Origin of the sequence: Paucibacter sp. KBW04, from assembly GCF_003852425.1 — a bacterium.
Lineage (GTDB): Bacteria > Pseudomonadota > Gammaproteobacteria > Burkholderiales > Burkholderiaceae_C > Paucibacter_A.
Genome location: NZ_QAJN01000010.1, coordinates 416,648 through 441,358, shown reverse-complemented (window position 1 = coordinate 441,358; position 24,711 = coordinate 416,648). Strand labels below are relative to the sequence as shown.

The window sequence follows — 24,711 nt, the reverse complement described above, 5'->3', positions numbered from 1 at the left end:
CTGGCCTCAATCGCGGAAGCGGTACTGGGTCGCCTCGACAAAGTCCAGCAGGCGCGCCTTGAAATTGGCCTGGTGGAAGCGGATGCGCGCCATGGTCTCGGCGCGGGTGCGCTCGGCGCGGTCCAGCTCAAAGTCGCTGTCGCCGAAGGCAAAGCCACCGGTGCCTTGTTCCATGGCTTCCATATCGGCGCGGCTCCAGCTCCAGTCGTGATAGCTCAGGTGTTTGAGCACGACGGTGGCGCCGCAGAGCACGGCCTCCAGATTGGTGGCGCTGACCGCGTCGTAGGAATAGAGGGTGCGGGTGCGCCGCAGGTTTTCGGCCAGCTCCTCACGGGTGGGCGGCCAGCTGTAGGTGATGTCTACGCAGTTGGCGGGTTTCTCAGTACAGAACTTGGCACCCTTGCCAAGCCAGAGCATGTCCTGGCTGCGCTCCAACACATTGTTGGCATTGAAGCGACCTAAGTCGATGGGTGTCAGATAGAGCACCGGATGCTTGCCCGCACGCTGGGCCGGGAAGGCGCGCGAGTAGTAGACGCGGTAGTCGCTCGGATTGTCCTCGGGGCTCAAGATTTCCTTGCCGAGAACATAACGCACCACCCGCTTGGCATTGAAGGGGTGGCCGCGAAAGCCGTCGGCGCAGATCACGATGGCGTCCTGGTTGATGGCCTCCCAGTTTTGCTCGAAGTAGCCGTTGATGCAGGGTGTGTTCAGCGCCGGGTTGAGCATCTCGGCGGGGCTGCGCGAGAGGTTGCTGGTGATCAGCAATTTGGCGTCGAAACCCAGGCTGTTGAGTTCATGGCAGAGGCTGTGCATCACCCGCACGCCGGCGCTGACACAGTAGGAGGGGGTGATGATGATGTAGGGTCTGGTCTTCATGGCTTGGCCCGGCGGGTTCAGGACTGCAGCAGCTGGTGCAGGGCGAAGCGAATCTGGCCCAGCATCTCTTCGACGTCGTAATCGCCCTCGCGAATTTCCTCGTGGTTGGCGGTCACAAAGGGCAGCAATGCGCCCAGCTTTTGAGCCAGCATCGTGCGGAACTCCGTCGGGTCGACGATGTAGCGCCCATGCTTGTGGCCGTCGATCAGCAGTTGCAGCCACTCCATATTCGACTTCAGGGCGGTCGACTTTTTGCGCTGATCCTGGCCGCCATGCAGGCGGAAATAGCTCAGGGGCTCGCTGATGTAGACGCAGTGCCGGCCATGCATCAGCTCCATCCAGGTGGAGAGGTCGGTCATGATTTCGTACTGCCGGCCGCAGAAGCGACCGAAGCCGGCGCCGATGTCGGCGCGCCTGAACATGGCCGTGGTGGGCTCACCGATCAGATTCATGCCGTTCTTCAAGATGAACTCGCCCATGGACTGGCCCAGCACCACGCTATCGTTCTCAAACAACTGGCGCGTGCCCTTGATGGGGGGCAGTTCATTGCCTGCGGCGTCGATCAGCTGGCGGAAGGAGGTCACCAGGCCGACCGTGGGGTAGGCCTCGAAGTAATGCACCATGCGCTCGACCTTCTTCGGATGAAAAAGATCGTCGTCCATCAAGAAATTGACGTAGACGCCGCTGGCATGGCTCATGGCATTGAGCCAGTTTTGCCAGGCACCGCCGCCGTTTTGCACATGGTATTGAACGCGTGGGTCGGCCCTGAGCTGATCATCGATGGACGCGCGGCTGCTGTCATCGCCGCTGTTGTCGCTGATGATGATCTCCAGGTTTTCGTAGGTCTGCGTGCGGGCGCTGCGCAGGGCCAGGGGCAGGTAGTCGGGACGCTTGTGCGTCGGGATCAAGATGCTGACCTTGGGCTGGCTGGCTGTGGGGGTGGTGGCGACCATCAGGAATCCTTGGCAATCGGGACGCCTGCGCAGGCAGCTCTCAGCAGCAGGCGCTGCGTCTGCCGGTCTGCTCAGCCGGTCCCATTCGAATGCCTGAAGCCTAAAGGACCTCAGGATTGCCTGGTGGCTGGATTTGGGCCGAGAACAGGGCGCTTATGAGCAGGCGGGTCGCCTGCAGACCAGCGGGTTCAGAGCAAGGGGCCGCCAAGCTGCTGCTGGGCTTCTTCTTGCAATTTGCGCTCCAGAGGGCTCAGCAGGCTCGCGCTGGCCGCTGCCTGCTTGTCGGCAGCGCTGCCATGATCTGCCGCCTGGGCCAGCAAGGCGCTGCTACTGGGCAGCAGCAAATCCTCCAGCGCAAGCTGGGGCTTGGCTTGCTGGGGCGTCAGCACATCTTTGGCAAACCAGACATCGCCCATGGCATGAGAGGCGCCGTCGCTGCTCTTGTAGCTCGAGACCAGGCCGACCAGATTGCCGTGGTCGATGACGCTGCTGGCTTGGGCGCTCAGGTCCAACTCGCTGATGCCTAGCTCCGCCAGCGACTTCAGCTCACCGCCCTCGGTCTTGCCGTTGTGATTGGTGTCGGTCCAGATGCGAAGTTCGCCGAAGGCCGCGTCCTTTGCATTCAGCAAGCCATCGTGGTTGAGGTCAAGATTGCGCATCGCCTCATAGCCATTGGCCGCGCGCTGACCCGTGGCCAAGACCGTGCCGCTGCCGAATAGTTCGGTGCCGGAATTGATCTGGCCATCGCCGTTGAGGTCGCGCGCGAGCAAGCCATTGCCTCCGGCCATCCAACCCCATTGCTGGGTTTTGCCCGTGCCGTTGAGGTCAAACGCGACCCCATGTGCCGCGCTGACGGTGGACAGCCCCATCCCGTCCAGATTCAACATGATGGGCGTGGCCATGAAGAGCGCATCGAGCTGCTCACCCGTCATGCTCTGCAAGGCATCGGTGGTGAAGGCCGTGGCCTGCTGCATATTCAGGGCCGCCAGGTCCTGAGTTTCGAAACCCTGCACCATGTCGGAGCCGATGGCGTGGATCTGCTCAGTGCTCAAGGCCTTCACCTGCCAGGTGCTCAGGGCGGCCAACTCTTCACTGCCCAGGGCCGCAAAGCTGTCGGAGTTGATGGCGCGCAGCTGTGCCGTGCTCAGTGCGTGCACCTGCAAGGTGTCCAGCGAGGCGATGGCCGAGCTGCCCAGGCCATGGAGGGTCTGGGTCGAGAGGCTGGCAATGACTTGGGTGGTGAGGGCGTCGACCTGCTCCCCGCCAATCCCGGCGAGCTGGGTCGCACTGAGGCTGCGCAAGGCCGCGCTATTGAGGCTGACAAAGGCCTCGGCGGACAAGGCCCCGATATCGTCGGAGCCAAAACCCGCCATCTGGGCGCTGCTGAGTTGAGCGATTTGTGCCGCGTTCAGGGCATGGATCTGGTCGGTGTTGAAGGCCATCAAATCACCGACCTCGATCACCCGAAACGTGCCAGCGGGTAGCACGGCCAGATCCTGGGAATCCAGGGCGGCCATCTGGCTGCTGTTCCAGGCCAGTACCTGCACATTGCTCAAGGCCGCGACCTGATGGGTGTCGAGCGCGGCGATCTGGTCTGTTCGCATCGCCTCGGCCTGGCGGAAGCTCAGTGCCGCCACTTGTGAGCTGGTCAGGGCGATGATTTGATCGGTGTTGAAGCTGGCGATTTGGGCCGGGCTGAGCGAGCGAATGACCTGGGTGCCCAGGGTTAGCAAATCGCCCAGATCAATCGCTGCCAGCTGTTGGGTGGTCAAGCCGGCCAACTGGTCCGACCTCAACATCGAGAACTGTAGACTGTCCAGGGCCGTCAATTCATCCGGCGACATGGCGGCCAGCTGGCTGGAGCGCAAGGCCGTCATCTGGGCGGGCGTCAGCCGGCTGATCTGCTCGGCGTCCAGTGATTCAAATTGGGCGGTGCTCAAATTGCGCAGGGCCGAGGTCGACAGCGCCGCGAGCTGATCCCCGCTGAGGTGGTCCAGCTGGTCGGTGCTGAGGCCCTGGATCTGGCGCGAACTCAGAGCCGCTACCTGCAAGGTGCTCAGAGCTTCAATATTGTCGGGGGCCAGGGCGGCCAGTTGCAGAGAGTTCAAGGCCAGCAAGGACTTGGTGCCGATGGCGGCCAGGTCGGCCGCCTCCAGGCCCGACATCTGCAAGGTGCTGAGACCACTGATCTGCCGGTCGCTCAGGGCCGCGAAATGCTGGCTGCCCAGCGCATTCAAGTCTTCATTCGACCAATGGTTGAGCTGGGCGCTGCTCAGCGCGATTACTTGCGAGGTGAGCAGGGCCGCGACCTGATCGGCCTCCAGCGCATTGAGTTGCAAGCTGTTGAGCGAACGCAGGGCGGTGGGGCTCAAGCCTTGAATTGCGTCGCTATTGATGGAGGCCAGCTGTTCAGAGTTCAGGGCTGGCAGTTGCCGCACCGTGAAGGCGTTGACCTGGCTGCTGCTCAAACCCGCCAACTGGGCCGGGCTGAGCGCCGCAAACTGCTCGGTGCTGAGCGCCGCGATATAGCGTGCGCCCAAGCCCGAGATGCGCTCGGGCGCGATGGCGCCGAGCTGCTCGGCAGAGATGGCGGCGATTTGGTTGGAACTGAGTGCGGCAAAGGCCGAACTCTCCAGCAGGTTCAAGACCTCGGCACTGAGGCTGCGGATCTGGGCCGTGTTCAGGCCGGCCAATTGCTCGGGGCGCAGCAAGGGCAGTTGATCGGCGCCCAAGGCATTGAGCTGATCGGTGCTGAGTCCGCGCAGGGCAAGCGAACTCAGCCCCTGGATTGCCTGCGAGCTGAGCAGGTCGAGCTGAGCGGCGCTGAGGGCCGTAATCTGGGCCGAGGTGAGTTGCATGGCCTGCGCACTGCTGAGCGCATGCAGCATGGCGCCATCCAAGGCCGCCACCTGCTGTGTACCCAGTGAGCGTATGACCGAGGAGGACAGGGCGCCGAAATCCTCGCCCTGCAGATTGGCGATCTGCAAGCTGGTCAAGGCGCTGAACTGGGTGGAGCTGAGCGCGGCGAATTGCAGGCTGCTCAGCGAGTTCAGATCATCGGTGTTGAGTGAGATCAGTTGCTGCTTGGTCAGCGCACGTACCTGATTAGTCGCCAGCATGGTGATCTGGTCGGGGCTCATGGCGTCAAGCTGGCTGGTGCTGAGGCCCTGGATGGCACGGGTGGACAGCGCCTGCAAGGCTTGCTCGCTCAGCGCGCCGAGCTGGCTTTCATTGAGTCCGCGCAGCTGCAAGCTGCTGAGCGAGAGCGTCTGGTTGCTGGTCAAGGCCGCAAACTGCTCGCCGCTCAGCGCGGCGAATTGCAAGGAGCTCAGACCGCGTATGGCCAGGCTGCTGAGTGCGGCCACGTCCTCTTGCTGCAGCACGCTGAGCTGATCGGAGCTGAGGCCCCGGATCTGCTTGGAATTGAGGGCGGAGAACTGGTCGGCGCTCAGGGCCAGCAAGTCCTCGCTGTCCAAGGCCCGCAGCTGCGCGGAGCTGAGCGTGCGAATCTGCGCGCTGTTCAGGCCCGCCAATTGCTCGCCCACCATGGCGGCCAGGGTCTGGGTCTTGAGGCCCGCGAGGGCCGTGCTGCTGAGCACGCCGATGTCTTCGGCCGTCAGGGCCGCCACCTGGGTGCTGTTCAAGCCGCCGAGCTGGCGCGAGTTCAGGCTGGCGATTTGGGCGCTGTCAAGTGCGTCGATCTGCTCGGCGCGCAGCATGCCCAGCTGGCTGGAGCTCAGGGAACGAGCGCCATAGGTGCCCAGGGCCTGCATGTCCTCGAGCGCGAGCGAGTCAATCTGGGCGGAACTCAGGGCGCGCAGCTGATGACTTCCCAGCGCGGCCAGATCCTCGGTCTCCAGGGCGGCAAAAGCCACACTGTTCAGGCTGCGCACCTGCATGGTGTTCAGGGCCGCCACCTGATTGGGCAAGAGCGCCAGCAGGGCCGAGGTGGGGAGCTCGGCGATGGCGGTCGAGCTGAGCCCGCGAATGGCCGAGCTGTTCAGGGCCTGCAAAGTATCGGCGTGCAAGGCCCCAATTTGATCGCCATGCAAGGAGGCGCTCTGGCTGCCTTTCAGCACGGAGACCTGGTCGACCGTCAGAGATGGCAGCTGATCCGTCGTGAGCGCCCCCAGCTGGGCGCCGCTGAGCACCCGGATCGCCAGCGTGCTGAAGGCACCGACCTGATCGGGCTGCAGCAAGCTGATCTGGTTGGTCGTCAGCCCCCGCACCTGGGCCAGGGTCAGCGAGGAGGTTTGTTCAAGGTCCAGTGCACTGAACTGCTCGCTGCTGAGCCCGCGCAGGCGCGCCACGCTCAGCGAGCTGACCTGGGTGGTGGTCAGCGCGCCGATTTGCTCGGCGGTGAACTCGCTCAAGGCGGCCGTGCTGATGCCCCGCAGCGTCGTCGTGCTGATGGCCCGTATGTCCTGAGCCTCTACGGCGTAGAGCGGGCCTGCCGCCATCAGGTTCAGGGTGCGCCCGGTCAGCGAGGCCATCTGCAGCGTGGTCAGCGCTCCCATCTGCGCAGGGGAGAACGCCGCCCAGTCGCTCACTTTCAACGCCGCAATCTGTGCGGTGCTGAGGTTGGCGATTTCTTCGAGGCTGAGGTTGGGAATATTGCTGGCCATGACGATGTGCCGTTAGCGCGTCGCTGCTTTGATGACGCCTGCTGCAAGTAAGAACGGGGGCACAAGGCCCCCGGCTTGGTTTACAGCAGTGGTGGCGGGTTATTCGCCTCCTCGTCTTGCTTGGGTTTCAAGATCACCATCTCCGTATGCGCTTGGCTTGGCGTCGTCGGCGTTGCCGTCGTCGCGCCGCCGCCCAGCAGATTGCTTGCCGGTTGGGCCAAGACATCGTCGAGCTGAACCTGCGGATGTTGCGACACATCCTTGGTGAACCAGACATCGGTCATCGCGTGGCTGCTGCCGTCGGTGCTTGTGTAGCTCGACACCAGTCCCAAGAGATTGCCGTTATTCATCTCGGTGCCCGCGGTGGCGCTGAGGTTGAGATGAGAGATGCCCAAGTCCACCAAGCCCACCAGCTCGCCCACATCGGTCTTGCCGTCGTGGTTGGCATCGACCCAGACCTTGAGCTCCTTGAACTGCGTGTCGCCGGCGTCGATCTTGCCGTCGTGGTTGCTGTCCAGGGTGTTCAGAGCCGCGAAGCCGTCGGCGGCGCGGTGGCCGTTGGCCAGCACGGTGCCGGAGCCAAACAACTCGGTGCCGTTGTTGATCTTGCCGTCGCCGTTGCGATCCAGGGCCAGCAGGCCGTCGTTGCCGCCCACCCAGCCCCACTTCTGGGCGTTGCCGGTGCCGTTGAGGTCGAAGTTCACCCCTTGCGAAGCCGCCAGCGTCTGGATGCCATTGCCATCCAGATCCAGCACGATGGGAGTGGCGGCGAACAAGGCGTCCAACTGGGCATTGCTGAAGCCGACGGTTTGATCCGAGGTGAAGGTTAAGGCCTGCTCCATGCTCAAGCTGGCGATGTCCTGGGTCTCCCAGCCCACCATCTGATCCGAGGTCAGCACCGACAGCTGTTGGGTCGACAGCCCGTCGATCTGGATCGAGTTCAGCGCCTTGATGTCCTCCGAGGCCAAGGCCATCATCTGGTCGGTCGTGAAGGCGGCAAAGTGTGCCGAGCTCAAGGCCGCGATATGCATCGTGTCCAGCGCAGCGATGTCCTCGGTTTGCAGGGCTTGGATCTGGTCCGTGTCCAGGGCGCGGATCTGGGCCGTGCTCAGTGCCGCGACCTGTTCGGATTCCAGGGCTTCGATCTGGCCCGTGCTCATGGCTTGCAGGGCCATGGTGCTCAGCGCATGCAGACCCGCGGTCGAGATGGCGGCGATGTCATCCGTCTCGATGCCGATGATCTGGGCGCTGCTCACCGCAGACCATTGCGAGGAACTCAGGGCGTGGAGCTGATCCGAGCTAAATGCCTCGAAGTCCGAGGAGCCGAAGGCGCCCAGATTGACCGTGCTGATGGCCGCGATGTCTTCGGTGCCGAAGCCGGTCAGCTGATCCGTCGTCAAGGCCACCAACTGGGCCGAGCTCAAGGCCGCGACCTGATTGCTGGTCAGGGCGAACAAATCGTCCGTCGAGAGCTGGCTGACCTGCAGCGTCGTCAGCGCCGCCACTTGCAGGGTGCTCAGGGCAGCGAACTGCAGCGAGTCCAGGGCGTCGAGCTGGCTGCTGTCGAGTGAACGCAGGGCCAGCGTGCTGAGGGCGCGCAGGTCGGCGGTCTCGATGGCGGCCATCTGATCACTGCTCAGGCCATTGACCTGGACCGAGTTGAGGCTGGCGAAATGGCTGGTGTTGAGCGCCTCGATAGCGTCGGTCGAGAGGGCGCCGAGCTGGGTCGAGTTGAAGGCCTGCAGCTGGATGCTGCTCAGCGCCTGCACATCGTCCGTCGTCATATCGGCCACTTGCGCGCTGGCCAGGGCCGCCACTTGAGCGGTGCCCAGGGCGCGGATCTGGCTGCTGTCGAAGGCGTTCAAGTCGTCGGTAGACAGCTGGCTGATCTGCAGCGTGCTCAGCGCGGCGATCTGCAAGGTGCTCAGAGCGCCGATTTGCTGAGAGTTCAGTGCGTCGATCTGTGCACTGTCCAGGGCCCGCAGGGCGGCGGTGCTCAGACTCCTCAGGTCATTCGACTCGATGGCCGCCATCTGATCGCTGCCCAAGCCCGTGACTTGTACCGAGGTCAGCGCGCCGACCTGGGCTGAGCTCAGGGCTTCGATGCTGTCGGTGGACAGGGCGCCCAGCTGGGCCGAGCTGAAGGCCTGCAATTGGTGGGTCGCCAGGGCTTGCACATCGTCCGTGGCCATCGCAGCCACCTGGTCTGTGGCCAGGGCGGCGAGCTGGGTTGTGCCCAGGGCGCGGATCTGATTGCTGGTGAAGGCATTCAAATCATCGGTGGACAACTGGCTGATCTGCAGCGTGTTGAAGGCGGCCACTTGGACGCTGGTCAGGGCGGCGATCTGCAGCGAATCCAGCGCGTCGAGCTGGCTGCTGTCCAGGGCGCGCAGGGCGGCGGTGGACAGGGCCTTCAAGTCGTTGGACTCGATGGCGGCCATCTGATCCGTGCCCAGACCCTTGACCTGCACCGAGCTCAGCGCGCCGACTTGGGTGGAGTTGAGGGCCTCGATGCTGTCGCTGGACAAGGCGCCGATCTGGGCCGAGTTCAGGGCTTGCACCTGGGTGGAGCTGAGGGCCTGCACATCGTTCGTGGCCATGGCCGCGACCTGGTCGCTCGTCAGCGCCGCCACCTGGGCCGTGCCGAGGGCGCGGATCTGGTTGCTGTCGAAGGCGTTCAGATCATCGGTGCTCAGCTGGCTGACCTGGCTGGTCGTCAGCGCGGCAACCTGCACGCTGGTCAGCGCGCCGATCTGCGTCGAGTCGAGCGCGTCGAGCTGATCACTGCCCAGCGCCGCGACCTGAGCCGTCGTCATGCTCTTGATCTGAGCGCTGGTGAGGGCGTTCACATCGTCGGTCGAGAGCTGGCTGATCTGCAGCGTGTTCAGCGCGGCGACTTGGTTGGTGTTCAGGGCGGCAATCTGGGTCGAGTCCAGGGCGTCGAGCTGGCTGCTGTCCAGGGCGCGCAGGGCGGCGGTGGACAGGGCCTTCAAGTCGTTCGACTCGATGGCGGCCATCTGGTCCGTGCCCAAGCCCTTGACCTGCACCGAATTCAGCGCGCCGATCTGGCTGGAGCTCATGGCGGCGATGCCGTCCGAGGACAGGGCGCCGACTTGGACCGAGTTCAGGGCCTGCACCTGGGTGGAGCTGAGGGCTTGCACGTCCTCGGTCGTCAGGGTAGAAACTTGGTCGCTGCTCAGCGCGGCCACCTGGGCCGTGCCCAGGGCACGAATCTGGGCGCTGTCAAAAGCGTTCAGGTCATCGCTGGAGAGCTGGCTGATCTGCAAGGTGCTCAAGGAAGCCACCTGGGCCGTGCTGAGGGCACCGATCTGTTGCGAGTTCAGGGCGTCGAGCTGGCTGCTGTCCAGGGCGCGCAGGGCGGCGGTGGACAGGGCCTTCAAGTCGTTCGACTCGATGGCGGCCATCTGATCCGTGCCCAGACCCTTGACTTGCACCGAGGTCAGCGCGCCGACTTGGGTGGAGCTCAGGGCCTCGATGCCGTCGGAGGACAGGGCGCCGACCTGGCTCGAATTCAAGGCTTGAATCTGAGTGGAGCTGAGGGCTTGCACATCGTCGGTGGCCAGGGAGGCGACTTGGGCTGTTGCCAATGCCGCCACTTGGGCGCTGCTCAGGGCGCGGATCTGGGCGCTGGTGAAGGCGTTCAGATCATCGGTGCTCAGCTGGCTGATCTGCAGCGTGTTCAGTGCGGCGATCTGGTTGGTGTTCAGCGCGGCGATCTGGTTCGAGTCCAGGGCGTCGAGCTGGCTGCTGTCCAGGGCGCGCAGGGCGGCGGTCGACATGGCCTTCAAGTCGTTGGACTCGATGGCGGCCATCTGGTCCGTGCCCAGGCCCTTGACCTGCACCGAGGTCAGCGCGCCGACCTGAGCGGAGCTCAGGGCGACGATGCCGTCCGAGGACAGGGCGCCGACTTGATCCGAGCCCAGGGCCTGGATCTGACGCGAGTTCAGGGCTTGCACATCCTCCGTGGCCATGGCGGCGAGCTGCGAGGTCGCCAGCGCGGCGACTTGGGCCGTGGTCAGGGCATTGATTTGATTGCTGGTCAGGGCATTGAGGTCATCGCTGCTGAGCTGGCTGATCTGGGTGCTGGTCAGGGCGGCGACCTGGTTGCTGGCCAAGGCGGCGATCTGGGTCGAGTCCAGGGCCTCTAGTTGGTCGCTGCTCAGGGCCACGAGCTGAGCGCTGGTGAGCGCACGCAGCTGGCCGCTGGTCAGGGCGTTGACGTCATCGGTCGAGAGCTGGCTGACCTGGGTGCTCGTCAGGGCGGCGACTTGGGCCGTGCTCAGGGCGGCGATCTGCAGCGAGTTCAAGGCATCGAGCTGGCTGCTGTCCAGGGCACGCAGGGCGGCGGTGGACAGGGCCTTGAGGTCGCCGGTTTCGATGGCGGCCATTTGCTCCGTGCCCAGGCCCTTGACCTGCACCGAGGTCAGCGCAGCCACTTGGCTAGAGCTCAGGGCGGCAATGCTGTCGGTGGACAGGGCGCCGACTTGGTCGGAGTGCAGGGCCTGGATCTGACGCGAGTTCAGGGCCTGTACATCCTCGGTGGCCATGGTGCTGACTTGGCTGGTGCTCAGGGCAGCAATTTGGCCGGTGCTCAGGGCCACGATCTGTGCGCTGGTCAGGGCATTGAGGTCATCGCTGCTCAGCTGGCTGACCTGGGTGCTGGTCAGGGCTGCGACCTGGTTGCTGGCCAAGGCGGCGATCTGGGTCGAGTCCAGGGCCTCTAGTTGGTCGCTGCCCAGGGCGGTGATCTGAGTAGTCGTCAGGGCGCGCAGCTGGTTGCTGGTCAGCGCGCTGAAATCGTCGGTGGCCAGCTGGCTGATTTGAGCCGTCGTCAGGGCTGCAACTTGGGTGCTGCTCAGGGCGGCGATCTGCAGCGAATCCAGGGCGTTGAGTTGGTTGCTGTCCAAGGTACGCAGGGCGGCGGTGGACAAGGCCTTCAAGTCATTCGACTCGATGGCGGCCATCTGATCCGTGCCCAGACCCTTGACCTGCACCGAGTTCAGGGCAGCAATCTGGCTGGAGCTCATGGCGGCGATGCCGTCCGAGGACAGGGCGCCGACCTGGTCCGACTTCAGGGCTTGGACCTGGGTGGAGCTGAGAGCCTGCACGTCCTCGGTCGTCAGGGTGGAGACTTGGTCGCTGCTCAGCGCGGCCACCTGGGCCGTGCTCAGGGCCCGAATCTGCACGCTCTCGAGTGCGTTCAGGTCATCGCTGGAGAGCTGGCTGATCTGCAAGGTGCTCAGCGCGGCAACCTGGTTGGTGTTCAGTGCGCTGATTTGCTGCGAGTTCAGCGCGTCGAGCTGGCTGCTGTCCAGAGCACGCAGGGCGGCGGTGGACAGGGCCTTCAGGTCGGCCGATTCAAAGGCCGCCATCTGATCCGTGCCCAGGCCCTTGACCTGCACCGAGGTCAGGGCGCCGACTTGGCTGGAGCTCAGGGCTTCGATGCCGTCGGATGACAGGGCGCCGACCTGGCTCGAATCCAAGGCTCGGAGCTGAGTAGAGCTGAGGGCTTGCACAGCGTCGGTGGCCAGGGACCCAATCTGCTCGCTGGTCAGCGCCGCCACCTGGGCGGTACCCAGGGCGCGGATCTGGGCGCTGGTGAAGGCGCTCAAATCATCGGTCGAGAGCTGGCTGATCTGCAGCGTGTTCAGCGCGGCGACCTGATTGGTGTTCAGGGCGGCGATCTGGGTCGAGTCCAGGGCGTCGAGCTGGCTGCTGTCCAGGGCCCGCAGGGCGGCGGTGGACAGGGCCTTCAAGTCATTCGACTCGATGGCGGCCATCTGGTCCGTGCCCAAGCCCTTGACCTGCACCGAGTTCAGCGCGCCGATCTGGGCCGAGCTCATGGCGGCGATGCCGTCCGAGGACAGGGCGCCGACCTGGGCCGAGTTCAGGGCCTGCACCTGGGTGGAGCTGAGGGCCTGCACGTCCTCGGTCGTCAGGGTGGAGACTTGGTCGCTGCTCAGCGCGGCCACCTGGGCCGTGCCCAGGGCACGGATCTGCGCACTCTCGAATGCGTTCAGGTCGTCGCTGGAGAGCTGACTGATCTGCAAGCTGCTCAAGGACGCCACTTGGACGGTACTGAGGGCCGCGATTTGTTGCGAGTTCAGGGCGTCGAGCTGGCTGCTGTCCAGGGCGCGCAGGGCGGCGGTGGACAGGGCCTTCAGGTCGGCCGACTCGATGGCTGCCATCTGATCCGTGCTCAGGCCCTTGACTTGCGTCGAGGTGAGCGCGCCGAGCTGGCTGGAGCTCAGGGCTTCGATGCCGTCGGAGGACAGGGCGCCGACCTGGGCAGAGTCCAGGGCTCGCAGCTGGACGGAACTGATGGCTTGCACATCGTCGGTCGCCAAGGCTGCGACTTGCGAGGTGCTCAGCGCTGCCATTTGGGCAGTGCTGAGGGCACGGATCTGGGCGCTGGTGAAGGCGTTCAGATCATCGGTGCTCAGCTGGCTGATCTGCAGCGTGTTCAGTGCGGCGATCTGGTTGGTGTTCAGCGCGGCGATCTGGTTCGAGTCCAGGGCGTCGAGTTGACTGCTGTCCAGCGCACGCAAGGCGGCGGTGGACATGGCCTTCAAGTCGTTGGACTCGATGGCGGCCATCTGGTCCGTGCCCAGGCCCTTGACCTGCACCGAGGTCAGCGCGCCGATCTGAGCGGAGCTCAGGGCGACGATGCCGTCCGAGGACAGGGCGCCGACTTGATCCGAGTTCAGGGCCTGGATCTGACGCGAGTTCAGGGCTTGCACATCTTCCGTGGCCATGGCGGCGAGCTGCGAGGTCGCCAGCGCGGCGACTTGGGCCGTGGTCAGGGCATTGATTTGGTTGCTGGTCAGGGCATTGAGGTCATCGCTGCCGAGCTGGCTGATCTGGGTGCTGGTCAGGGCGGCGACCTGGTTGCTGGCCAAGGCAGCGATCTGGGTCGAGTCCAGGGCCTCTAGTTGGTCGCTGCTCAGGGCCACGAGCTGAGCGCTGGTGAGCGCACGCAGCTGGCCGCTGGTCAGGGCGTTGACGTCATCGGTCGAGAGCTGGCTGACCTGGGTGCTCGTCAGGGCGGCGACTTGGGCCGTGCTCAGGGCGGCGATCTGCAGCGAGTTCAGGGCATCGAGCTGGCTGCTGTCCAGGGCACGCAGGGCGGCGGTGGACAGGGCCTTGAGGTCGCCGGTTTCGATGGCGGCCATTTGCTCCGTGCCCAGACCCTTGACCTGCACCGAGGTCAGTGCAGCCACTTGGCTGGAGCTCAGGGCGGCAATGCTGTCGGTGGACAGGGCGCCGACTTGGTCGGAGTGCAGGGCTTGGACCTGGTTGGAGGCCAGGGCTTGCACATCGTCGCTGGCCATGGCGGCCACTTGCGAGGTGCTCAGGGCCACCAGCTGGGCCGTGCTCAGGGCGCGGATCTGGCTGCTGTTGAAGGCGTTCAGGCTGTCGCTACTCAGCGTTGAGAGCTGGGCGGTGGTCAGGGCGTTGACCTGCGAGGTGGTCAGGGCCGCGATTTGATCGGACAGCAAGGCGTCGGTCTGCTGGGTGCCCAGCGACTTCAGGCCGACGGTGGTGAGCGAGCGCAGATCGTTGGTTTCAATTGCGGCGATCTGGTCGGTGCTCAGGCCCTGGACTTGGCGCGAGGTCAGCGCACCGATCTGATTCGAGGTCAGGGCGACGATATTGTCGGTCGAGAGCGCGCCGATCTGGTCCGAGCTGAGGGCTTGGATCTGGTTGCTGCTGAGGGCCTGGATGTCGGCGCTCTCCATGGCAGCAATTTGAGCGGTGCCAAGGGCAGCGAGCTGTGTACTGCTCAGGGCGCGGATCTGCGCGCTGTTGAAGGCGTTCAGGTCGTCGCTGGCCAGGGCCGCGATCTGACCGGTGGTCAGTGCGACGACTTGGTTGCTGCTCAGGGCGCCGACCTGGTCGGACTCCAGCGCGCCGAATTGATCGGTGCTGAGGGAGCGCAGGGCGGCGGTGGACAGGGCCTTGATGTCATCGGACTCGATGGCGGCCATCTGGTCGGTGCTCAGGCCCTGGACTTGCTTGGAGCTCAGGGCGCCCACTTGGGCCGAGCTGAGGGCGGCAATCGCATCGGTGCCGAGGGCGCCAAACTGGTTGGAGTTCAGGGCTTGCAACTGGTTGGAGCTGAGAGCCTGGACGCCCTCGGTGTCCAGGGCGGCAACTTGATCGCTGGTCAGGGCGGCGATCTGGCTGGTGCTCAACGCACGCATCTGGCCGCTGCCAAAGGCATTGAGGTCGTCGGTGGCCATGGCGGCCACTTGGGCCGTGGTCAAGGCGCCGACCTGAGAGGTGCTCAGGGCGCCGATCTGATCAGACTGCAGCGCCGCAAATTGGTCGGTGCCCAGGGAGCGCAGGGCGGCCGTGGAGAGGGCCTTCAAGTCATTGGACTCGATGGCGGCCATCTGGTCGGTGCTCAGGCCTTGCACTTGCTTGGAACTCAGCGCGCCAACCTGGCTCGAACTCAGGGCCACGATGCTGTCTGTGCTCAGCGCGCCAACTTGCACCGAGTTCATCGCTTGCAGCTGAACGGAGCTCAGGGCTTGCACATCGTCGGTGTCCATCGCACCGACCTGCGAGCTGGTCAGTGCGCCGATTTGCGCGGTGCTGAGGGCGCGAATCTGAGCGCTGTTGAAGGCATTCAGATCATCGCTGGCCAGGGCCTCGACTTGGGCGGTGGTCAGGGAGCCGACCTGGCTGGTCGTCAGGGCGGCGACTTGCTCGGAGTTGAGGGCTTCAAATTGGTCGGTGCCCAGGGCGCGCAGGGCGCTGGTGGACATGGCCTTCAAGTCATTGGACTCGATGGCGGCCATCTGATCGGTGCTCAGGCCCTTGACTTGCACGGAGTTCAAGGCGCCGACTTGGTTGGAGGTCAGGGCGGCAATGCTGTCGGTCGACAGGGCCCCCACCTGGACGGAGTTGAGCGCTTGCAGCTGGGTGCTGCTGATGGCTTGCACATCGTCGGTGGCCATGGCGGCGACCTGATCGGATGTCAAGGCGGCGATCTGGGCGGTGGTCAGAGCGCGGATCTGGGCGCTGTTGAAGGCGTTCAGATCGTCGCTGGCCATGGCGGCCACCTGGGCCGTGGTCAAGGCACTGACCTGGGTCGAGCTCAAGGCGCCGACTTGGTCGGATTGCAGGGCCGCAAACTGCTCGGTATTCAGGGAACGCAGGGCGGCCGTCGACAAGGCCTTCAGATCACTGGATTCAAGGGCCACCATTTGATCGGTGCTCATGCCCTGAACTTGCTTGGAGCTGAGTGCAGCGACTTGGCTGGAGCCCAGGGCAGCAATACCGTCGGTCGACAGAGCGCCGAACTGGTTGGAGTTCAGCGCTTGCAACTGGACCGAGCTGAGGGCCTGCACATCATCGCTGGCCATGGCGGCCACTTGGTCGCTGGTCAGGGCGGCGACTTGGGCCGTGCCCAGGGCGCGGATCTGCGCGCTGTTGAAGGCATTCAGGTCATCGGTGGCCATGGCGGCCACTTGGGCCGTGGTCAGGGCGCCGACTTGGCTGCTGGTGAGCGCGCCGACTTGGTCGGAGTTCAGCGCGGCGAACTGATCGGTGCTGAGCGAGCGCAGGGCGCCGCTGCTCATGGCCTTCAGGTCGGCCGTTTCGATCGCGGCCATTTGGTCCGTGCTCAGGCCCTGGACCTGGCGCGAGCTCAGCGCAGCGACCTGGTTGGAGCTCAAGGCCTCGATGCTGTCGGTGGACAAAGCGCCCACCTGGGTGGAGTTCAGGGCTTGCAGCTGTGTGGAGCTGAGTGCCTGCACATCGTCGCTGGCCATGGTGCTGACCTGGTCGCTGGTCAGCGCCGCCACCTGAGCGGTACCCATGGCCCGGATCTGGGCGCTGTTGAAGGCATTCAGGTCATCGCTGGCCAGAGAAGCGACTTGGGCCGTGGTCATGGCAATGACCTGGGCGCTGCTCAGGGCGCCGATCTGATCCGATTGCAGCGCGGCAAATTGATCGGTCGACAAGGCGCGCAGGGCTGCGGTGCCAAGGGCGCGGATATCGTCCGAGCTGATGGCGGCCATCTGATCGGTGTTCAGGCCTTGGACCTGGACCGAGTTCAGGGCTGCGATCTGCTGCGAACTCATGGCCTCGATGGAGTCGCTGCTCAAGGCGCCGAGTTGGCTGGAGTTGAGCGCACGCACCTGGGCGGTGGAAAGTGCTTGCACATCCTCGCTGCCCAAACCGGCCAGCTGATCGGTGTTCAAGGCCGCAATCTGGGCCGTGGTGAAGGCGCGAATCTGGGTGGAGTTCAGCGCAGCCAGGTCTTCGCTGGCGAGTTGCGCGATTTGTTGGGTGCTGGCACTTGCAAGTTGCTGGGTGCTCAGCGCTGCGACCTGGTCCGAGCTCAGGGCGGCCACCTGATCGGTGCCCAGGGCACGAATCGCGGTCGTGCTGAGTGCGTTGATCGTGTCGGTGTGCAGGGCGGTGGTCTGATCAGAACTCAAGGCCGCGGCCTGACTGCTGGTCAAGGCGGCGGCCTGTTGAGTTTGCAGGGCGGCGATGGCGTCGGTGGAGAGGGCGCCCACCTGCGAGGAGTTCAGCCCTCTGATCTGCTCGGATCGCAGGGCCTGGACATCGTCCGAGGCCATGGAGCTGATCAAGGAGGTCGAAATCGCGCCGATTTGCGCGGTACTCAGCGCTCGAATTTGATCGCTGGCCAGGGCGTTCAAGTCATCGGACTCGAGATTGCGCAGCTGGCTGGAGTTGAGTGCGCCGACTTGCTGTGTCGTGATCGCAGAAAACTGATCCGAACCCAGTGAATTCAGCTGTTCGGAGTTGAAGGTGCGGAATGCGGTGGTGCTGAGGGCCCGCAAATCATCGCTCTCGATCGCAGCAATATTGCTGGTCGTGAACATGGAGACCGCACGGGAGCCCAGCGAAGCAAACTGAAGCGTGGTTAGCGCTTGGAACTGGTCGCTCGAGAAAGCCGCCCAGTCCTCGCTGTTCAGTCTCGCCAAGGTGGCAGTGGACAGGCCAGCGATTTGGTCGGTGCTTAGGTTCGAGATCAGAGATGCCATCTGGAGCTCCCTTGGCTATGGGCAATGGCGCCCATAGGCGCGAAGTGATACGGATGTCTTGGTCATGTCAGTCAATCAAACCCGGGCGTACTGCCCGAGTTCAAACTTGGTAACCTCATATGACCCAGACAAAGAGGTGAATGCATACGGCGATCGATTACCGATTGCCATTGCTCGGATTTCGGTTGCTTGGGCTTGAACTTGAGTCCATCGTGCTTAGCTCGAGCGCTTTCTCGTCCGGCGAGACTTGGCGGAGTGCGGGCGCAATAACTCATTCATGGGACTTGACTGTAGGTGGGCTTCTGTCTAAGTGAAGCCAACAAAAACCTGCAATCTGGGCTTCAGTTCACGCTTTTGAGGCCGATGAGCGAATTCATTAGCTCGGCGCCCGAGCTTGGTCGCGCGGGCGAGACACTGCGGGCGACTTTGTAGGCATCGCCGCCCTTGCTTCGTCCTTCGCCTCCCGGCGAAATGCGTGGGTCAGCTCCCTAAACGGGACTGGGCTTGTGCCGGAATACTCGCGTTCAGGCCGTTCTGGAAATGATTGCGCATCAATTCGGAGGCGGCCTGGGCGTCGCGTCGCGTCAGTGCGGCGATCAAGGCCTCGTGTTCGGCCAAAGAGTCCTGAATCCGACCTTGCTTGAACAAGGAGTGGTGGCGATTGAGCTTCATCACCCGGCGCAGATCGGTGACGATTTGCTGGCGCCAGCGATTGCCTTCGATCTCCAAAATGCGCAGATGGAAGCGTTCGTTGCTCGCAAAAAAGGCTTCGTGCTTGGCGGTTTGTGCCACCAGGTCTTGATGCAAATCCTGCAATTCCTGCATTTGCGACTCGCTGGCCAGCTCACAGACGCGCGCGGCGGCATCGCTTTCCAGCAGGGCCAGCAATTGATAGGCTTCGCGCACGTCTTGCTCGGACATCTCGGTTACATAAGCACCTCTCCTTACCTTCATGGTCACCAGGCCTTCGGCCGCCAGTACTTTGAGGGCCTCGCGCAAGGGCGTGCGGCTGATGCCCAGTTCTTGGCAGATCTTTAACTCATCGATCCAACTGCCCGGCTCCAAGTCGCGATTGAAGATTTGCGCGCGCAGGCGCTCCGCCACTTCTTGATAAAGCGCGCGGGGGGCGAGGCTGGCTTTGGGGGCGGGGCTGCTCATCGGGAGGTCGGGTGCTACCGGTTGGTCCGGCCTGTGTCAGAGTGACGTCATTATTGAATTTATAATTATGAATGATAGCTCGACGGTTTTGTCGGGCGACCGGAGCCTTTCATGTCTGATTCCAAGCGTCCTACATCTCCCGAGTCCCAGGCCAAGGCGGCGCCCGAGTTCCCCTCGGTAAGTCTTGAGCAATGGCAAAAGGCTGCCGCCAAATCGGCGCCGGGTGGCGATGTCTCGGCCTTGAACTGGCAAACGCCCGAAGGCTTGGTCGTCAAGCCGCTGTACACCGCGGCCGATACGGCAGACCTGCCCCATGCCGACACCTTGCCCGGCTTCGCCCCTTATCTGCGCGGCCCGCAGGCCACCATGTATGCGGTGCGGCCCTGGACCATCCGCCAGTACGCGGGTTTCTCCACCGCCGAGGACAGCAATGCCTTCTATCGCAAGGCCTTGGCGGCCGGCGGGCAGGGCGTGTCGGTGGCTTTCGACCTGGCCACCCACCGAGGCTATGACAGCGACCATCCGCGCGTGACCGGCGATGTGGGCAAGGCGGGGGTGGCAATCGACTCGGTGGAGGATATGAAGATCCTCTTCAATGAAATTCCGCTGGACAAGGTCAGCGTCAGCATGACGATGAATGGCGCCGTGCTGCCGGTCTTGGCCGGCTATGTGGTGGCGGCGGAAGAGCAGGGCGTCTCGCAAGACAAATTGAGCGGCACCATCCAGAACGACATCCTCAAGGAGTTCATGGTCCGCAACACCTATATCTACCCGCCCGAGCCCTCGATGAAGATCATCGGGGACATCATCGAGTACACGGCGCAGAACATGCCCAAGTTCAACTCGATCTCGATCTCGGGCTATCACATGCAGGAGGCGGGTGCCAACCAGGCGCTGGAGCTTGCCTTCACCCTGGCCGATGGCAAGGAGTATGTGAAGACCGCGATCGCCAAGGGCATGGATGTGGATGAGTTTGCCGGCCGCCTGTCCTTCTTCTGGGCGGTGGGCATGAATTTCTATCTGGAGATCGCCAAGATGCGGGCGGCCCGCCTGCTCTGGTGCCGCATCATGAAGGGCTTTGATGCCAAGAACCCCAAGAGCCTAATGCTGCGCACTCACAGCCAAACCTCGGGCTGGTCGCTGACCGAGCAAGACCCGTACAACAACGTCGTTCGCACTACCATCGAGGCCATGGCTGCGGTCTTCGGCGGCACGCAATCGCTGCACACCAATTCGCTGGACGAGGCGATCGCCCTGCCCACCGAGTTCTCCTCCCGCATCGCCCGCAATACCCAGCTCATCATTCAGGAAGAGACCCACATCACCAATGTGATCGACCCCTGGGCCGGCAGCTACATGATGGAGTCGCTCACCCAGGATATGGCCGACAAGGCCTGGGCCATCATCGAAGAGGTGGAGGCCATGGGCGGCATGGTCAAGGCGGTGGATAGCGGCTGGGCCAAGCTCAAGATCGAGGCCAGCGCGGCCGAGAAGCAGGCTCGCATCGACTCCGGCAAGGACGTGATCGTTGGCGTCAACAAGTACAAGTTGGCCAAGGAAGACCCCATCGAGATTCTGGACGTGGACAACGTCAAGGTGCGCGATGGCCAGATCAAGCGCCTCAAGCAGATCCGCGCCACGCGCGATGCCGCCGCGGTGCAGGCGGCGCTGGCGGCCTTGACCGAGGCGGGCAAGTCCGGCCAGGGCAATCTGCTGGACCTGGCCATCAAGGCCACCCGCTTGCGCGCCACCGTGGGTGAGATCAGCGATGCGCTGGAAGTGGCGTTTGGCCGCCATCGCGCCGACACCCAAAAGGTCAGCGGCGTCTACGCCGCCGCTTATGACTCGGCCGAAGGCTGGGCCAAGCTGCAAGAAGAGATCCGCGAGTTCGCCGCCGCCCAAGGCCGCCGCCCCCGTGTGATGGTGGCCAAGCTGGGCCAGGACGGCCATGACCGCGGCGCCAAGGTGGTGGCCACGGCCTATGCTGACTTGGGCTTTGATGTGGACATCGGCCCCTTGTTCCAGACCCCCGAGGAATGCGCCCGCCAGGCGATTGAGAACGACGTCCATGCGGTGGGCATCTCCACGCTGGCGGCAGGCCACAAGACCCTGGTGCCGGCCATCATCCAGGCGCTGAAGGCCCAGGGCGCAGACGACATCATCGTCTTCGTCGGCGGGGTGATTCCGGCCCAGGACTATGACTTCTTGTACGAGTCCGGCGTCAAAGGCATTTACGGCCCCGGCACCCCCATTCCGGCCAGCGCCAAGGATGTGCTGGAGCAGATTCGCAAGGCCGTGGCCTGAAGCCATTTGAAGATGCCCATGCAAACATGGCGTTTGGAGCCGGTGCGCGAAGAGGACTTCGAGGCCATGCTGAGCCTGCGCATGGCGGCCTTGCAGCCCAGCCTGGAGCGCTTGGGCCGCTTTGACCCCGCACGCGGGCGGGCGCGGCTGCGTGAAGGCTTTGAACCGATTTGGATGCACCATCTGGTCAAAAGTTCGGGCCAGGGTGAGGAGCGCATCGGCTTTTTCACCCTCAAGCCCCAGGACGGCGTCCTGCATCTGAGCCATCTCTATCTCAGTCCAGGCCATCAAGGGCAGGGCGCCGGTGCTTGGGTGATGGCGCAGATCAAAGCGCAGGCACGGGCCCAGGGCCTGGCCATCACTCTCAGCGCACTCAAGCTCAGCGACGCTAACCGCTTCTATCGGCGCCATGGCTTTCAGCAGGTGGCCGAGCATGAGTTCGATCTGGACTACCGCTGGGAGCCCGACACTGAGGCTGACATTAACGCCGTAAGGCCTGGCGCATGATGGCCAGCAAACCCCTCAGCCCCATGGGCACCGCACTTTTCTCTGGGAACGGTGCCGTGCAGCGCCGTGCCATGGCCAAGGCCATCACTTTGCTGGAATCGACCCGGCCCGATCACCGCCTGGCGGCCGACGACTTGCTGACCGAGATCTTGCCGCTGACCGGACAATCCCTACGCCTTGGCATCTCCGGCGTGCCCGGCGTGGGCAAGAGCACCTTCATCGAAGCCCTGGGACTGTTCCTGATCGCGCATGGCCACCGGGTGGCGGTGCTGGCGGTGGACCCCTCCAGCAGCGTTTCTGGCGGGTCCATCTTGGGCGACAAAACCCGCATGGAGCAGCTCTCCATGCACGAGCGCGCCTATATCCGCCCCAGCCCCAGCAGCGGCACCCTGGGCGGCGTGGCCGAAAAAACGCGGGAGGCCATGTTGGTCTGTGAGGCGGCGGGCTACGACATCGTCATCGTCGAAACCGTGGGCGTGGGCCAGAGCGAAACCGCGGTGGCCGGCATGACGGATATGTATGTGCTCTTGCAACTGCCCAACGCGGGTGACGATTTGCAGGCGATCAAGAAAGGTGTGATGGAGCTGGCCGATCTGGTCGCCATCAACAAGGCCGATCTGGATGTGAACGCGGCGACGAGGGCGCAGGCGCAGATCACTTCCAGCCTGCGGCTCTTGGGATTTCATGGCCATGAGGAGGCGCAAGCCCAGTGGCATCCCCGCGTGATGCAGCTCAGCGCGCTCAAATCCCAAGGCCTGGACAGTTTCTGGTCGGCGGTCAGTGAATTCCGAGATTTGGGCCAAGCCAATGGACGCTTTGCCGAGAAGCGCCGCCAACAAGCGACGGCCTGGATGTGGGAGCGCATCCAAGCCGGGCTGAAACAAGAATTTGCCGCCGATGCGGCCGTTCAACAAGCCCTGGGCCCTACCATGGGCCAGGTGCTGCAAGGCCAGCTCGCCGCCTCCACCGCGGCGCGCCGACTGCTCACTCTTTTTGCTCAAAGAAACTCTGGAGACAAGAATGCATGACATCCAACAACAGCTGGAAGAAAAGCGCGCCAAGGCGCGGCTGGGCGGAGGCGAGAAACGCATCGCCGCCCAGCATGCCAAGGGCAAGCTGACGGCCCGCGAGCGCCTGGAGCTGCTGTTCGACGAGGGCACTTTCGAAGAGTGGGATATGTTTGTCGAGCACCGCTGCGTGGATTTCGGCATGGCCGATAACAAGATCCCCGGTGACGGTGTGGTGACGGGTTACGGCATGATCAACGGCCGCCTGGCCTTCAGCTTCAGCCAGGATTTCACCGTCTTCGGCGGCGCCTTGAGCGAATCCCATGCCGAGAAAATCTGCAAGGTGATGGACCAGGCCATGAAGGTCGGCGCTCCAGTCATCGGCCTCAATGATTCTGGCGGTGCGCGCATTCAGGAAGGCGTGGCGTCCTTGGGCGGTTATGCCGATGTGTTCCAGCGCAATGTGATGGCCTCGGGCGTGATCCCGCAGATCAGCATGATCATGGGCCCTTGCGCCGGCGGTGCGGTCTACTCGCCCGCCATGACGGACTTCATCTTTATGGTGAAGGACTCTTCCTATATGTTTGTCACCGGCCCCGAGGTGGTGAAGACCGTCACCCACGAGGAGGTGACGGCCGAGGAGTTGGGCGGTGCGGCCACCCACACCAGCAAGAGCGGTGTGGCCGACCTGGCTTTTGACAACGACGTCGAAGCCATTCTGATGCTGCGCCGTTTCTTCAACTACCTGCCTTTGAACAACCGCGAGAAAGCGCCTTGCCGCCCCGGTTTCAACGGTGGCGACCCGGCCAGCCGCCTGGACTATTCGCTCGACACCTTGGTGCCCGACAACGCCAACAAGCCCTACGACATGAAGGAGTTGTTGCTCAAGGTGGTGGATGACGGTGACTTCTTCGAGCTGCAGCCCGACTACGCCAAAAACATCATCACCGGCTTTGCCCGTATGGAAGGCCAGACGGTGGGCATCGTCGCCAACCAGCCCCTGGTGCTGGCCGGCTGCCTGGACATCAAGAGTTCCATCAAGGCCGCGCGCTTTGTGCGCTTTTGCGACGCCTTCAACATCCCCGTCATCACCTTCGTCGATGTGCCCGGCTTCATGCCCGGCACCTCTCAGGAGTACGGCGGCATCATCAAGCATGGCGCCAAACTGCTTTACGCCTACGCCGAGTGCACGGTGCCCAAGGTCACCGTCATCACCCGCAAGGCCTATGGTGGCGCTTACGACGTGATGTCCTCCAAGCATCTGCGCGGTGACGTCAATTTCGCCTGGCCTAACGCCGAGATCGCGGTGATGGGGGCCAAGGGCGCGGTGGAAATCATCTTCCGCGAAGACAAGGGCGACCCGGCCAAGCTGGCGGCCAAGGAGGCCGAGTACAAGGCCCGCTTCGCCAACCCCTTTGTGGCGGGCGCACGCGGCTTTATCGACGATGTGATCCAGCCGCACGAGACCCGCAAGCGCATCTGCCGCAGCCTGGCCATGCTCAAGGACAAAAAGCTGGAAAACCCCTGGCGCAAACACGGCAACGTGCCGCTGTGAGGCCTGCATCCATGCGCCCGATGCTTTGGCTCAGGTCTGCCGTCCTTTTGGCACCGGCGATTGGCACCGCCATGGCCCAGGCGCCGCAGCTCAGCCTGGCAGCGCCTAGCCCCTCGCGGGCCAAGCCCTGCGTCGCCATGCATGCCTTGCCGCTGGAGCAGTCCTTGTTGATTGCACCTGCGGTGCAGGGTGATGAGGCGGCGCGCCAGGCGCTGGATCAAGCAGCCTTGCAGCAGGGGGTGCTTGGACAGGATCTAGAGAGCGCCTTGGCGGAAGCCAAGCTGCAGATTGGCGCGGCCGGCGACGACCCGGCCAAAAACGAATGGACCGAGGCCAAGAGCCAGGCCGTGGCCGCCAAGGGTTTTGCGGCCTGTGCCCAGCGGATTTACGGCGAGGCGGTGTTGCCGCGCCTGGCGGCCTGCGAGTTTGATCTGGCGACGCTGCCGGTGGTCCTGCTCTACCGGGTGGATGGCCAAAGCCGCAAGGAAGCCCTGGCCGATATGACGCGCAATGGCGGCCTCGGTGACGGCAGCGAGCAAGCCCGGCGTGCGCCCTTGATGCTGGCCTTTGCCTACCAAGGCCCAGCGCCCAAGACCGGCGAGGGCCGGACCTGGATAGACCGCCGGGTGGCGGATTGGACCGAGCAATGTCTGGCAGGGCGGCTGGTGTTGCCCAAGTAAA

Annotated in this window: 10 protein-coding genes; 5 read left to right on the top strand and 5 right to left on the bottom strand. The window is 63.9% G+C overall.

Annotation, left to right across the window (positions count from 1 at the left end):
• Window positions 1-6: 6 nt before the first annotated feature.
• The 5 genes from DBR47_RS13870 to DBR47_RS13850 all read right to left on the bottom strand — a co-directional run bounded on the left by DBR47_RS13870 (window position 7) and on the right by DBR47_RS13850 (window position 18,657).
• Window positions 7-876, bottom strand: a complete 870-nt coding sequence (locus DBR47_RS13870) for a hypothetical protein (protein WP_124450966.1) — start codon at window positions 874-876, stop codon at window positions 7-9.
• Between the two features lie 17 nt (window positions 877-893).
• The gene (locus DBR47_RS13865; protein ID WP_124450963.1) at window positions 894-1,829 is read right to left on the bottom strand and encodes a glycosyltransferase family 2 protein; all 936 of its coding nucleotides are present in this window, start codon (window positions 1,827-1,829) and stop codon (window positions 894-896) included.
• A 188-nt stretch (window positions 1,830-2,017) separates the two neighbouring features.
• Window positions 2,018-6,454 (bottom strand): hypothetical protein, encoded by a 4,437-nt coding sequence (locus DBR47_RS13860; RefSeq protein ID WP_124450961.1) that lies wholly within the window; start codon window positions 6,452-6,454, stop codon window positions 2,018-2,020.
• 80 nt (window positions 6,455-6,534) lie between these two features.
• On the bottom strand, window positions 6,535-17,499 hold the full coding sequence (locus DBR47_RS13855; RefSeq protein ID WP_124450959.1) for a hypothetical protein: 10,965 nt from the start codon (window positions 17,497-17,499) through the stop codon (window positions 6,535-6,537).
• 480 nt (window positions 17,500-17,979) lie between these two features.
• Complete coding sequence (locus tag DBR47_RS13850; RefSeq protein ID WP_124450957.1) at window positions 17,980-18,657, bottom strand: GntR family transcriptional regulator; 678 nt, start codon at window positions 18,655-18,657, stop codon at window positions 17,980-17,982.
• A 111-nt stretch (window positions 18,658-18,768) separates the two neighbouring features.
• Here DBR47_RS13850 and scpA point away from each other — a divergent pair, with 111 nt between their 5' ends.
• Genes scpA through DBR47_RS13825 form a run of 5 tightly spaced genes read left to right on the top strand, consistent with a single transcriptional unit; the run spans window position 18,769 to window position 24,710 of the window.
• Window positions 18,769-20,961, top strand: coding sequence for a methylmalonyl-CoA mutase (scpA, locus tag DBR47_RS13845; RefSeq protein WP_124450955.1), 2,193 nt, complete (start codon window positions 18,769-18,771; stop codon window positions 20,959-20,961).
• A gap of 18 nt (window positions 20,962-20,979) precedes the next feature.
• On the top strand, window positions 20,980-21,468 hold the full coding sequence (locus DBR47_RS13840) for a GNAT family N-acetyltransferase (protein WP_231512302.1): 489 nt from the start codon (window positions 20,980-20,982) through the stop codon (window positions 21,466-21,468).
• Entirely contained in the window at window positions 21,468-22,496 is a 1,029-nt protein-coding gene (gene meaB, locus DBR47_RS13835; RefSeq protein ID WP_124450953.1) for a methylmalonyl Co-A mutase-associated GTPase MeaB, read from the top strand. The genes DBR47_RS13840 and meaB overlap by 1 nt, the downstream gene beginning before the upstream one ends.
• Window positions 22,489-24,030, top strand: coding sequence for an acyl-CoA carboxylase subunit beta (locus DBR47_RS13830; RefSeq protein ID WP_124450951.1), 1,542 nt, complete (start codon window positions 22,489-22,491; stop codon window positions 24,028-24,030). The genes meaB and DBR47_RS13830 overlap by 8 nt, the downstream gene beginning before the upstream one ends.
• An 11-nt stretch (window positions 24,031-24,041) precedes the next feature.
• Entirely contained in the window at window positions 24,042-24,710 is a 669-nt protein-coding gene (locus tag DBR47_RS13825; protein WP_124450949.1) for a hypothetical protein, read from the top strand.
• Window position 24,711: the final 1 nt, after the last annotated feature.